Here is a 12,795-nt window from a genome sequence, read left to right on the forward strand (position 1 = left end):
TCACTGGCTCCAGATCTTCTGCGCGTCCCGCTGCCAGGCCGTGAGGATGGAGTTGATCTCCTTGGGCTTGGCGAGGAACTTCGTCAGCGCGGTGTCGGCGGTCGGCTGCAGGGCGTCGCTTGAGTCGCGGTTGAAGAACTGCGTGACATCGGCGGCGCCCTCGATCAGCGCGCGGCCCTTCTTGACCAGCGGGGTGCCGGAGTCCTTGGCCTTGGGGTTGGTCGGCAGCGAGGTGCCGGACGAGCCCTTGAGGTAGATCTCCTGGGCCTCGGCGGTGGCCAGGTAGCTCATCAGGTCCAGCGTCTGCTGCTTGTGCGCGGTGTGGGCGCTGGCGAAGTAGCCGTCGGTGGGGCCCTCCTCGGCGACCGGGACGCTCGGGTCGATGATCGGGAACTGGAAGAAGTCGATGTCGTCCAGCTGGTCCTTGGGCGCCGCGTCGGCGAAGAAGGTGCCGATCAGCATCATGCCGGTGCGGTTGTTGAGCATCGCCGTGGTGGCGTCCTGGAAGGCGAGCGCCGTGCCGTTGGGGTCGAAGTACGGCAGCACCTCGGCCCACTTGTCGAAGACCTTGTGCACCTGCGGGTCGTCGAAACTGTGGCGTCCGGCGAGCAGGTCGCGGTGGTACTGGGCGCCGTTGATGCGGATGTCGAGGTAGTCGAACCACGCCGAGGCGACCCACGCGGTGTCACCGCCGGCGCCGAGCCCGATCGGGGCGACACCCTTGGACTTGAGCGTCCTGCACAGGGCTATGAAGTCGTCCCACGTCCTGGGCTCCCGCACGCCCCACTTGGCGAAGTTGGACTTCTTGTAGAACATGCCCCACCAGTAGTAGCTGGCGGGCACGAACACCTTCGCGCCGGAGGAGTCGCTGCACAGCTTCTTCAGCGCGTCCGGGTAGCCGGCGAGTTCGCCCTTGGTCCAGATGTCGCTGACGTCGAGCAGCAGACCCTTCTTGGCGTACGCGTCCGCGACCGAGCCGGGGTACCAGGTCAGCAGGTCCGGCGGGTTGGCGGAGGTGAGGTACGTCGGCAGCTGGGTGCGGAAGGTCTCGGAGGCGACGGTGTTCAGCTCGGCCTTGGCGCCGCCGCGCTTGTTGTAGGCGGCGGCGAGGTCCTCCATCGCGGTCTTCGCCTGCGGCGAGGACAGGTTGGACTGGAGCGTCACGCTGCCGCCGGACGACTGGCCGGTGCTGCCCGCGTCGGACGAGCTGGAGGTGACGCAGCCGCTCATCAGGGCGGCGGCTCCGATGGCGCCGGCGCCGGCCAGGAACTGGCGGCGGCCGGTCGGCGAGATGGGTGCGGTGCTCATGGACGGTGACTCCCTTGTCGGCTGCTACAGCCTGGCGCGACGTCGGCGTGACGTCAATATTAATTGGTAATTTATTGAGTAACTGCCCTGATGGTTCCCGAGATGCCCGCTTCCGGGCATCTCGGGAACCGTCGGAGAGCGGCAGTTGGAGCGGCGGACCGGACGTACCGCAGGATCAGAACGCGCTCTGCCGGACCACACCGCCCACGCCGCGCGAGACGGCGAGAACCTGGCCGTTCGGTCCGGAAGTGGCGCCCATCGCACCGTCGAAGGCGTTGCTCACGAAGGCGCTCTGCGGGAACCAGCCGCCCCAACTGCCCTTCGCGGCGTCATAGGTGCGCTGCCACAGCGTGTAGTCCCCTGCCCGGACCAGCAGTTGTACGCTGCCGCCGGTCGTCACCAGCGTCGGGGCGGCGCTGACTGTGCCGCCGAGCGAGGTCCAGCCGGACCAGGTGCCCGAGGCGTCCGCGTCCCGGGACCACACCGTGTCGTCCGCTCCGCGGACGGTGACGTGGATACGGTCGGCGGCGTCCGTCACGGCCGACGGGCGGCCGTAGAGCGCCACTCCGGCCGGAGCCCCGATCGAGGTCCATCCGGTGGCGGGACCTCGGCCGGTCACCGTGCCGTCGGCGCCGGTGGCGAACAGCGTCCAGGCGCCGGGGCCCCGGTACGCGGCGGTGGGCGCGTCGGCGATGCGCCCACCGAGGTCCTGCCAGCGGCCCCACCTGCCCTGGGCGTACGTCCGCAGGTAGGCGTGGTCGTCCGTGCCGCGGACGAAGACGTCGATCCGTCCCGGGGAGGCGTACGCGGCGGGCTGGCCGAGGAACCGGCCGCCGGTCGGGCCGCCGAGGTCGGTGCCGGAGCCGGACCAGCGTCCGTCACGGCCGGTCGTTGCGCGCAGCGAGCCGTCGGCGTCCTGGGTGAAGGCGGTCAGCGTGTCGCCGTCGCGCACCAGCGCCGGATCGGCTGCGGAGACGGAGGACGGGCCGCCGAGCTTCACGCCCGGGGCGTCGTCGGTGCCGGTCAGCTTGAACATCGCGGTGCCGTGCGCGGGCACCGTGACCGTGTAGGTGCCGGTGTGCGTACCCCGGTCCGCGCGGGCCCGCAGATCGCGTACGGCCACCGCGCCGGTCAGCCCGGCCTGGGCGAAGGTCAGGGTCCGCACGGCCGGCTGGTCGGAGCGGTTGAGCAGGACGACGGCGCGGCGCCCTGACCCCTGGAGGACCTTGCTGTACGTGTCGCCGGTGCCGTCGGTGGCGACCCGCACCCCCTGGATGCCCAGCGGGTCCTGGTCCACGGCGAGGATCTCGGGGTTGCGCAGGGTGTCGGTCATCGCCTGCGGCAGGGTGCGCGGGTCGGAGCCGATGATCAGCGGCGAAGCCATCTCGGCCCACATCACCAACTGGGTGGTGGACTCCTCCTGGTTCATCTCGTAGGAGCCGTCGGTGAGTCGCCGCATCGGGATCAGGTAGTCGGGGTCGTTCCAGTGGCCCGGCCCCTGGGCCTCGGGGTGCCAGGCGTTGGCGTCCATGTTGCGCAGCACGTTCGGGAACTCACCCGCGGTCGGCGAGCCCCACGCGATGTCCGTTCCGGTCCGCCAGGAGTCCGCGACCGTCGGTCCGTAGACGAAGGTGTTGTGCGCGTCCTGGCCGGGGGTGTGCGGCAGGCCCCAGTCGTCGGTGAGCGGGTTGCACAGGTTCAGCAGCATCGGGCGGCCGGACTCGGCCACCGCGTCGCTGAACTGCTGGAAGGCCGGGCCCGGTTCGAGCTTCTCGCTGATCCCGCACAGGAAGTCGACCTTGACGGCGTCGATCTGCCAGCCGGCGAACTGGTCGGCGTCCTGCTGGTAATGGCCCCGGCTGCCGAGTCCGCAGCTGGCCGGGTCGTAGTCCCCCGCGTCGGTGTAGATGCCGGCCTTCAGGCCGCGCTGGTGCAGGTACGTGACCAGCGCGGGGATGCCCGACGGGAAGCGCTCGGGGTCGGCGGTCAGCCGGCCGGCGGCGTCACGCGGGGTGGCGGCCTGCCAGCCTCCGTCGAGCCAGACGATGTCGTAACCGCTCTTCCGCAGGCCGCTGTCGACCAGGTAGTCGGCGACGCTCCTGACCTGGGTCTCGGTCGGCGCGCCCAGCCCGTAGTAGGTGTTCCAGCCCATGAAGGGCGTCGGAGCGAGGCCGCTGTCGTAGTACGCGGGCACTCCGACGGCCGGCTGCCCGTCCGGACCGTGGTGGCCGCCGACCGCCTGGGCCGTACCGGGAACGGCCAGCGCCAGCAGTGCCGCGGCGCCCGTCGCGGCGACCGCCCTGGGGGCGCGCATCAGCCCTGAACGATGCGAAGTCATGTCATTCTCCCGAACGTTGGGGATATCGGGGCACAACGCCCGGCTCAAGGCCCGGGGTTGCCCGCCACGACGAGAACTGTGCGGGCGGCGCCAGGAGGTGTCAACAATTATTACTAATAAACTAAAATTCGGGGTTGTTGGCCGCACTCCGCCCCTGACCTGGCTCGACACGGCAGACGTGGACTCCGGGACGCGGGTCCGGGGCTCCGATGAGCGGGATCTGCTCGATCCGGTGGCGCTCGCGGCCTGAGCCGCCGCCGACTGCGGCGGGGGCGGATCGGCGGCATGCCGTTCACCAGGGGGTCAGAGCCTGGCCGTCAGGTTCGCCCCCGGGATCCCGACGGACAGGGGCACTGAGGGTGCCGATCGACCATCCGGCCGGGTCCTCGGAAAATCTCCACGGCGCGGACGCCCTTGTGCGATCGCGTGCGATTGCGTGCTGTTCGCTTCGCATCGTAGCGGCGCACCTTCGCGATCCCCTATCCCTGTTCCAGACTGCGCGGGCCACCGCGCGGGAGGAGCCGCAGGAAGGGACCAGCCCGTGGAATCGTCATATCTTGCCCTGTCGAGAAGGGCCCTGTTCAGGCTGTGCAGGATCGTCATCGTGCTCGCTCTCGCGGCGGCCACGCTCGCGACCTTCGGATCCAGCCAGGCCCACGCGTCCACCAGCCAGTACAGGGGTGTGAACTGGGCAGACCAGCGGGACAACTTCGTCAACGGCGTCCTGTACGTGTCCGGCCTCGGATCCTCCGACACGTATTCGTCGGCCGCTGCCACGGCCAACCAGGTGGTCGGCCAGATGTACTCGATCACCGGCGCCAACACCGTCCGTATGCCGATCAACGAGCCCACTGTCTCCACCTATTGGTCGACGTACACCGGGGCGATCGACACGGCGCTGACCAAGGGCAAGGTGATCCTGGCGTACTGGGCCTACACCGGCGGCAAGCCGACGAGCACGAGCGGCTTCAACCAGATGTGGGACACCGTCGTCGCCAAGTACGGGAGCAACTCCAACGCCTACTTCGAGGTCATCAACGAGCCGTACGGCTACGGCACCGGCGACCTCGACAACTTCTACAACGCCTGGCTGGCCAGGTACCCCGGCGTGCCGCGCGCGGGTCATCCTCGACGGAGCGGGCGACGCCCAGAACGTCGCGGCGGTCGGCGGCGACAGTCGCCTGAACGGCACGATGCTCGCCGTCCATGACTACTCGTTCTTCGCCGGCTACGAGGACGAGACGGAGTGGGCGAACCACATCGCCGCCTACATCGGCGGCTACGCCGACCGCACGATAGCCACCGAGTGGGGCGGCCCGATGAGCCCGGGCAGCAAGAACGGCGTCCAGTACGACGCCATCGACTACAGCATCCCCAGCGGGTCGTTCTTCGCCGACTACGTGCGCGGCGTCAGCAGCGAACTGCGCAAGCTCGGCATGGGCAGCGTGTACTGGCCGGGCCTGCGGGACGGCGACTGGTACAGCCTGACCACCAGGTCCGGCACCGGCTCGGCCACCAGGCTGTCACTGGTCAACCCCTCGGGGCTGACCCGGCTGCAGTACGCCTGGGGCGACGGAGGCGGCGGCACCTACGTCAGGATCGGCAACGCCGCCACCGGCCTGTACGTCGACGGCGCCGGAGCCGCCGCCAACGGGTCCGGCGCCGACCAGTGGTCGGGCTCCGGCAGCCGTATTGAGGAGCAGTGGAGCATCGAGAACGACGGCAACTACGTGCGGATCAAGAACCGCGCGACCGGCCTCTACCTCGACGGCATGGGCCGCACCGCCAACGGCTCGGCGGTCGGCCAGTACGCCGACACCAATGGCAACAACCAGCAGTGGTCGGTACTGACCGATGCCAACACCGTCCTGATCAAGAACCGCGGCACAGGTCTCTACCTCGACGGCATGAGCCGTACGGGCAGCGGCTCCGCTCTGGGGCAGTACAGCAACTCCGGCAGCACCAACCAGCAGTGGCGGATCACCGCCGCCGGGTGACCTCGGCCGTTGTGGCTCCCGGAGGTCGGTAGAGGAAGCCGTGGCAACGGCCAGGGTTCCCGGGGAGCAGGCGCCCTCCGGGCTGCGCGCGGATCGTGAGGTCTGCGCGTCAGCCCGGCGGACTCCGCCGCGGCGCGGCGGTCACGGCGAGGTTCCTGGCCGCGGCTCACCGGCCGGGAGGTGCGGGGAGCGTGAGATCCGTGCGCCGACCGTCGGTCCATCGGACGGTCACCCGGTGGGAACCGTCGCCGATCGCCTCCACCAGCACGTCCGGGTCCCGTACGTCACCGCCCTTCGAGCCGAGGAACACTGACGCGGCCAGTACCTCGCCGACAGGCGCGGGGTCGGCGGCAAGCCACGGAACGGCGGTCCAGCGGGCCAGCGGACCGGTGCCCTGCTCCAGGGCCGTGCCGCCACCGGTGAATCCGCGCAGTCCGGTAACCCGGCTGAGCAGTCGGCCTGTGCAGGCTTCGGCGTTCACCGTGTCCCAGGTGCCGCCTGCGACGTTCCGGTCCCCGGCGGAAGGTGCCTCGTCGTCGGCCACCGGCCAGCCGCCGAGCCTGACACCGCGCCACGCCGCGGAGCGGCCGTCGATGTCGTCAAGCCGTGCCACCCGGACCTCCAGCCCCTCGTGCACGACGGACGCGACCGTCACGACGGGGCCCTCGACGACCGGGCCGGTGCGACCCGAGCCGTGGTCGGGGGTGTCGTCCTGGGACGTGTCGATCCAGCGGACCCGGCCGCGCGAGGCACCGGCCAGTACGCCGCCCGGCAACTCCCGGACGAACAGGGTCTCGAAGCCGCTGCGGTGGGTGGCCCGCCCCGTCGGGTCAAGCACCACCACGCTGTTGTCCAGCGGGTCCGTCGTGCTCGGCCCGGTCAGCGCCGGAAGCGTGGCGGTGGAGTACCCCGAGCGCGCGTACAGCGGGCTGTCGCCGCCGGTGGCTCCGGTCACGGCGTGGTCGGTGCCGTGGTTCACCACCAGCGCGATGCCGTGGTCCTTGCGGGCGCTGACCAGCCAGCCCGGCGCGGAGATGACGCGGGCGACGTCGCCCTCCTCGACGGGGAGAGGCTGTTCGGGCTGCCGCCAGGCCGGGTGGTCCGCCGGCAGCATCAGGCCGAGCATGCCCTTCGCCGCCCAGTAGGGGCAGCCGGGCCCGGAGTAGGACTGGGCGATCTGCGGCCATGGCCGCGTCCAGCCCAGCCGGAGCAGACCGTCGGGTTCGAGGGAGCCGGCGTCGGTGAAGTGCCGCAGCATCCCGCTGGCGGCCCGCCGTACCAGGCCGGGGGCCGGCGTCCCCGCGCCGGTGACGGCTGCCACCCACAGGGGGGCGGCTGCCGCGTACCGGTAAGTGAGGCTGCGGCCCTGCATCAGGGAAGAGCCGTCGGCGCCGATCAGCCGCACGGCGTCGTCGAGGTACCGGCCGAGGTCGCCGCGCCACTGGTGGTGGTGAACGTGGGTCTGGCCGTGGCCTGCCTGCCCCTGCTCGCCTCGCTCGCCGCCACCCGCCACCCGTGGCGGCACCCCCTGCCGTTCACCGTCCTGTCACTGTGCGCCGGGCCGGCCCTGGCTGCCGCTTTCGGCTATCTGGAGCGTTGCGGGAGCGGGGACCCCGCACCGCTGCTCGACCTGCCGCGCGCCTACCGCAGGCACGCTGTCCGTGCTCTCGCACTGTGGGCACCCTTCACCCTGCTCGCCGCGGCCTGCGGCACCGACGCGTTCGCTCTGCGGCACACCGAGCTCGGGCTCGCCGTCAGCCCGGCACTCGCCGTCGTGGCCGTACTCGCCGCGAACTCCGGCGTCCTGGCCATGGCACACCTGGTCGGGAACCCGGCAACCGGCCCGCTCCGCCCGCGCGACTATCTCGCGGCCCCGTACACGCTGCTGCGCCGCTGGCCGCTCGCCTCGTTGAACCTCGCACTGCTCCTGGCCACCGCCGCATTGGTCAACCAGGCGCCGCTGACGGGCCTCGCCGTGCTTCCCGGCTGCACGCTCTTCGTCGTATGGCGCAACTGCCACGCCATGACCGAGGACACGGCCACCCGAGAAGGCCGGCCGGCGTGACGGCCGGCACGGGCCGAGGGCCTGCGGTGGTGTGCGGGTGCCGGGGCGGCACCCGCACAGGGCAACGGCTCGGGGGTGTCGCCGTCACACGGCAGTGGTGCAGGCACCGCCGTTGAGGGTGAACGCGGTGGGCGCGGGGTTGGTGCCGCCCTGGTCGGCGAGGAAGCCGATGCTGACGGAGCCGCCCGCGGGGATGGCGCGGGTGTAGTCGACCGGGGCCACCGTCACGGTGCTGCCGCTCTGGGTGGGGGTGCCGCCCCACATCTGGGTGATGGTCTGGCCGGCGGTGAAGGTGAAGGCCAGGGTCCAGCCGGTGAGGGCGGTGGCGCCGGTGTTGTGGATGACGATCTCGCCCTGGAAGCCGCCGCTCCAGCTTCCGGTGACCTGGTAGCCGATCCCGCAGCCGCCCGTCGAACCGCCCGTAGTGCTGGTGGTGGCGGTGACGGTGCCGGAGCGGGTCGAGCGGTTGCCGGCCGCGTCGCGTGCGTAGACGGCGAAGGTGTAGGCGGTGCCGGCGCTCAGGCCGGTGACGGTGGCGCCGGCCGTGGTGGAGGTCGCGGCGGTGGTCTCGGTGCTGCCGCCGAGCTGGACGACGTCGTAGCCGGTCACACCGGTGTTGTCGGTGGATGCCGGCCAGCTCAGCGTGACGGAGGACGTGGTGACCGCGGTGGCGGTGGGCGTGCCGGGCGCCGTGGGCGGCGTGGTGTCGGTCCCGCCGGACGTGCCCACGGTGACGACGAAGGTGGTGACGCTCTGGGCGGGGAGCGTGGCGGACAGGGTGCCGCCCGCCAGGCTGGGTCCGCTCAGGGACGCGACGTTCCTGCTCGCGTCCGTCACGTAGGACGCCACGCCGGTCGGTGTGGTGTTCGCCAGGGTGAACTGCTGGCTGACCGCGCTGGTGGCCTTGTTGACCGCGACGATGACCACAGTGGAGCCGCCGGTGTAGGCGGAGGTGTAGACGTTCGTCTGCGGGTTCGAGGCCGCGTTGACGCGTACGTAGCCGGGGCGGACGAACCTCGCGAACTGCGCCATGATCGCGCCGCGCTTGCTGATCTGCCCGTCCTCGCGCATCGGGCCGTAGCTGCGCCGGATGTACCACCACACGTACGCCTGGAACTCGGCGTCGACCATCGCGTGGTGCATGTGCTCACCCACGCCGAGTGCCGCGGGCCACAGGTCGGCGGAGTCGGTGCTGTTGGGGTAGTAGACCTCCGTCATCCACAGGTCCTTGCCCTGCCCCTTCTGCTGGAACAGGGGGTAGGGGAAGTTCGCGAACGGCGTGCCGTAGAGGTGGGCGCCGAGGATGTCCAGGTTGGCCAGGGCCGTGGGGTCGTTGAGGATCGGGTCCGACATGCTCTTGACGTACTGGAAGGACTCCGGTGCGATGACCCGGGTGCTGATCGAGCCGGCGTTGTTGCGCAGGAAGGTGACGATCTCGTCCGCGGTCCACCAGGTCCAGGTCGAGGCGTAGTCGGGCTCGTTCTGGATCGAGATGGCGTACAGATCCACCCCGTTGCTCTTCATGAACGCGGTGAAGTCGTTCAGGTGCTGCGCGTAGGCGCCGTACATGTCGTGCCGCAGGCGCTTGGCGTTGGTCTGGCTCCCGTGGGTGAACGTCTCGGTCATGCTCGCGGGGGGATTCCACGGCGAGGCGAAGACGATCGCCCCGTGGGCGACCGCCCGCTGTGCCGTCGCCACCTCGGCGCCCCAGTTGGCCCTGTCCTCGTCGACGTGGATTCTCAGTATCGAGAACCCCAACTGGCCCGTTCCGTTCCCGAACGCCGTGTCGCGCTGGGCGGCCGTCAGGTCGCCGGCCCATGCCGGGTGGTTCATGCCGCCGAAGCCCCGGATCGTCTGCCGCCGCGCGGACGGATCGACGACCACCGGGGCCGCCGCCGCGGCTGCCGCGGGGGAGCGCGGAAGCGCGACGGAGAGGATCGGGAGCGCTCCCATCGCCTTCAGCACCGCCCTCCGGCGGACGTGCGGGTCCGGCTCGCGTGGCGGTACCGGCGACGGGGGCGTCGAAGCCCGCTGCGGGCCGTAGCGCGCGGTGAGGCCTTCGGGCGGGCGGGGGTCTGGGGTGTTCACGCTGGGTTCTCCTTGCTGTGGGGGTGGGCAAGGGTGACTCAAGGGTGGATTACTGTTAGCGCTAACAAAAGCGGGCTGATTTGTGACGCCGGGTCAGCTCCGACGACGGCACTCTGCACCCGGGCGCGTGCGGTGTCAACACCTGCCACAAGCGGCCCTGGCCGAGCCGCGGGCGGACGCATGACAGTATATTTCCGGCAAGGCGGCGGGGCGGGCGGGACACCGGAGGAAACCGTGCCCGGACGAGAACGCGTACGCAGTTCTCTTGACGCCTTCGCGCCGCCCGCTCCAGACTCGCTCATCAGTCGGCATGTGGGAGCGCGAACATCCCGTTCTAGACCGGCCGGTTGACGAATTCCGGCGCTTCGCCCCGAACACTGCACCGCCTGCCCGCCCCTGGGCAGTGCCGCGATGCGCGGGCGGCCCGCGCCCCGGCCGCCCGCTGACGCTGCTGGGCCGGTCGACGCCGGCCTGCCGCTTGCGCCTCACCGTGAAGGAAGGGAACGAGCCCATGATGGAGCGATCGCCCGGGAACAGGGCCGCACTCACCGTCGCGGCGATGCGAAGGCGAAGGAGAGCCGGCCTGCGGCGGATCGTCGCCGTGCTCGCGGTGGTGCTCGGCCTTCTGGCGGTGACCCAGCAGGCTGGGGCCGCGACCGTGAACGTGGACCCGGGCACCGTATGGCACGACACGTCAGGGAACGTCATCCAGGCCCACGGCGGAGGCCTCATCCAGGTCGGGGGCACGTACTACTGGCTCGGCGAGGACAAGACCGACGGATCACCCTTCCAGAACGTGAAGTGCTACTCCTCGACAGACCTCAAGAACTGGACGTTCGTGCACAACGTCCTGCCCCGGCAGTCCAGCGGCGACCTCGGGCCCAACCGCGTCGTGGAACGGCCGCACGTGATCTACAACAGCGCGACCCAGCAGTACGTGATGTACATGCATATCGACAACAGCGGCTACTCCGAGCGCAAGGCCGGTGTCGCCACCAGCGCCGGCGTGTGCGGCGACTACAGCTACCGCGGCAGCTTCAAGCCGCTCGGCCACGACAGCCTGGACGACAACCTCTTCCTCGACGGCGGCACCGCCTACTTCATGAGCGAGGACCGCACCAGCGCCCGGCTCCAGGTCTACCGGCTCTCCTCGGACTTCCTCAGCGTGTCCTCCCTGGTCCAGACCCTGCCCCAGTACGAGGCGCCGGCCATGGCCAAGATCGGCGGACTGTACTACCTGTTCGGCTCGCACCTGACCGGCTGGTCGACCAACGACAACCAGTACGCGACCGCGTCCTCGATCACGGGCACCTGGTCGTCCTGGCGCAGCTTCGCCCCGTCCGGCACCAACACCTGCAACTCGCAGACGACATCGATCCAGCCGGTCGCGGGCTCCAGCACGACCGGCTTCGTCTTCATGGGCGACCGGTGGAACTCGGGCAACCTCGGCGACTCCCGCTACATCTGGGAGCCGCTCACCGTCAGCGGCACGACCGCGTCGATCACCTGCCGCACCTCGTGGACCGTCGACACCCAGACGGGCGTCGTCGGCGGCTCGGGTGGGGGCGGCAGCGCCACCGCCCTCCGCGGAACGGCCTCCGGCCGCTGCCTGGACGTGCCGAACCAGGCGACCGCCGACGGCACCCGACTCGACATCTGGGACTGCAACGGCGGCGCCAACCAGCAGTGGACGTACACCTCCGGCAAGCAGCTCCAGGTCTACGGCGACAAGTGCCTCGACGCCTACGGCCAGGGCCGCACCAACGGTACGGCGGTGGACATCTACACCTGCGGCGGCGGCGCGAACCAGCAGTGGAACCTCAACTCCGACGGCACGATCACCGGCGTCCAGTCCGGTCTCTGCCTGGACGTCACCGGAGCCGCCACCGCCAACGGCACCCTGGCCGAACTCTGGACCTGCAACGGCGGCGGCAACCAGCAGTGGACGCGGCAGTAGGACCAGCCTGCCCGGCACCACGCAGAGCGGCTCCGCGCAGATCCCCGGGGCCGGACCACGTGACCGGCCGTCGTGCCGAACACGTCGCTCAAAGGGGAGGAACCCCGGCCGGTGTGGCCGGGGTTCCTCCGGTTGAGGCCGGGGTTCAGTGTTGGAGGGTGAGGACTCCGGGTCGCCAGGGGAGTTGGTCGTAGGGGCCGTTTGCTGAGGGGGATTTGCCTTGGTAGAGGAGTTGGAGGTTGCAGGGGTCGATGGTCATGGTCTGGTCGGGGTTGTTGCGGACGAGGTCGCCGTGGCTGATGTCGTTGGTCCAGGTGGCGCCGCTGTTGGCTTTGCCGGCGAAGGGGTTGTTCTCGCTGGCGGCCTGGGGGGTCCATGAGCCGCTCAGGCTGGTGGCGGTGAAGGAGCGGAAGTAGCGTCCGTTGGCGCCCATTGCTTCGACGATCATGAGGTATTGGTTCTGGTTTTGGACCTTGTAGACCTGGACGGCTTCGAAGAGGTTGGCTTGTGAGTCGCTCATCACGGTGGTGTAGGAGGAGCCGAAGTTGCCGGGGAAGTTCCCGATGGGCATGCTGGCGCGGTAGATGCTGCCGTTGTCGCCGGCGAAGAACAGGTACATGTTCTGGCCGTCACCGATCAGGGTCTGGTCGATGGGGCCGGTGCCGGAGTTGGGGATGCTGCCGGTGAACAGTGCCTGTGGTGCGGACCAGCCGTTGGGGTTGGTGGGGTCGCTGGAGGTGCGGTAGATGAAGGGCCAGGCGCCCCACTGGTAGGCCAGGACCCAGATGTTCTTGGGTGCGAAGTAGAACAGGGTGGGGGCTACTGCCGACTGGCTCATGCCGGTCTGGCCGGCTGAGGCCATGTCGGACCAGTTCGTGAACGGGGTGAACGCCATCGAACCGTACGAGGAGCCGGATACGTTCGAGGCGTAGACCAGGTGCTTGCCGTTGTAGACCACGTTGGTGAAGTCCTTCAGCGACACCCACCCGTTGGCCGGCTGCGCCAACGCACCTGTCGAGGACCAGTGGTACGTCGACGGAAG

At 70.2% G+C, this 12,795-nt stretch carries 9 protein-coding genes; 4 read left to right on the top strand and 5 right to left on the bottom strand.

Going from position 1 to position 12,795, the window contains the following annotated elements:
- Both BUE44_RS31975 and BUE44_RS31980 read right to left on the bottom strand, forming a co-directional pair.
- Positions 1 to 1,308, bottom strand: coding sequence for an ABC transporter substrate-binding protein (locus BUE44_RS31975; protein WP_073502519.1), 1,308 nt, complete (start codon positions 1,306 to 1,308; stop codon positions 1 to 3).
- Between the two features lie 175 nt (positions 1,309 to 1,483).
- Positions 1,484 to 3,646: a glycoside hydrolase family 27 protein gene (locus BUE44_RS31980; protein WP_235002672.1), complete on the bottom strand. Its 2,163-nt coding sequence runs from the start codon at positions 3,644 to 3,646 to the stop codon at positions 1,484 to 1,486.
- Between the two features lie 541 nt (positions 3,647 to 4,187).
- Between BUE44_RS31980 and BUE44_RS38110 the strand changes: the two genes are divergently transcribed.
- Both BUE44_RS38110 and BUE44_RS38115 read left to right on the top strand, forming a co-directional pair.
- A complete protein-coding gene (locus BUE44_RS38110; protein WP_200804587.1) occupies positions 4,188 to 4,856 on the top strand; it encodes a cellulase family glycosylhydrolase in 669 nt (222 codons plus the stop codon).
- Positions 4,840 to 5,643 carry an RICIN domain-containing protein gene (locus BUE44_RS38115; RefSeq protein ID WP_200804588.1) on the top strand — a complete coding sequence of 268 codons (804 nt, stop codon included), beginning with the start codon at positions 4,840 to 4,842 and terminating at the stop codon, positions 5,641 to 5,643. Before BUE44_RS38110 ends, BUE44_RS38115 begins: the two co-directional genes overlap by 17 nt.
- A 166-nt stretch (positions 5,644 to 5,809) precedes the next feature.
- Here BUE44_RS38115 and BUE44_RS31990 read toward each other — a convergent pair whose 3' ends face one another.
- Positions 5,810 to 7,156: a DUF2264 domain-containing protein gene (locus BUE44_RS31990; RefSeq protein WP_073502521.1), complete on the bottom strand. Its 1,347-nt coding sequence runs from the start codon at positions 7,154 to 7,156 to the stop codon at positions 5,810 to 5,812.
- Here BUE44_RS31990 and BUE44_RS37240 point away from each other — a divergent pair.
- Positions 7,100 to 7,708 carry a hypothetical protein gene (locus BUE44_RS37240; protein ID WP_200804593.1) on the top strand — a complete coding sequence of 203 codons (609 nt, stop codon included), beginning with the start codon at positions 7,100 to 7,102 and terminating at the stop codon, positions 7,706 to 7,708. The genes BUE44_RS31990 and BUE44_RS37240 overlap by 57 nt on opposite strands.
- A gap of 84 nt (positions 7,709 to 7,792) precedes the next feature.
- Here BUE44_RS37240 and BUE44_RS32000 read toward each other — a convergent pair whose 3' ends face one another.
- Positions 7,793 to 9,796, bottom strand: a complete 2,004-nt coding sequence (locus tag BUE44_RS32000) for a cellulose binding domain-containing protein (protein ID WP_235002674.1) — start codon at positions 9,794 to 9,796, stop codon at positions 7,793 to 7,795.
- Between the two features lie 511 nt (positions 9,797 to 10,307).
- On the opposite strand from BUE44_RS32000, the gene BUE44_RS32005 reads away from it, so the two are divergent.
- Entirely contained in the window at positions 10,308 to 11,753 is a 1,446-nt protein-coding gene (locus BUE44_RS32005) for a ricin-type beta-trefoil lectin domain protein (RefSeq protein WP_200804589.1), read from the top strand.
- A gap of 145 nt (positions 11,754 to 11,898) precedes the next feature.
- Here BUE44_RS32005 and BUE44_RS32010 read toward each other — a convergent pair.
- On the bottom strand, positions 11,899 to 12,795 hold an 897-nt coding region (locus BUE44_RS32010), incomplete at its 5' end, for a non-reducing end alpha-L-arabinofuranosidase family hydrolase (RefSeq protein WP_073502528.1).

This window comes from Actinacidiphila paucisporea (assembly GCF_900142575.1).
GTDB classification, from domain to species: domain Bacteria; phylum Actinomycetota; class Actinomycetes; order Streptomycetales; family Streptomycetaceae; genus Actinacidiphila; species Actinacidiphila paucisporea.

Excerpts from the sequence above, each read along its gene's own strand:
- BUE44_RS31975 (WP_073502519.1), bottom strand. The coding sequence starts at position 1,308 with ATGAGCACCGCACCCATCTCGCCGACCGGCCGCCGCCAGTTCCTGGCC.
- BUE44_RS31980 (WP_235002672.1), bottom strand. The coding sequence starts at position 3,646 with ATGACTTCGCATCGTTCAGGGCTGATGCGCGCCCCCAGGGCGGTCGCC.
- BUE44_RS38115 (WP_200804588.1), top strand. The coding sequence starts at position 4,840 with ATGCTCGCCGTCCATGACTACTCGTTCTTCGCCGGCTACGAGGACGAG.
- BUE44_RS32005 (WP_200804589.1), top strand. The coding sequence starts at position 10,308 with ATGATGGAGCGATCGCCCGGGAACAGGGCCGCACTCACCGTCGCGGCG.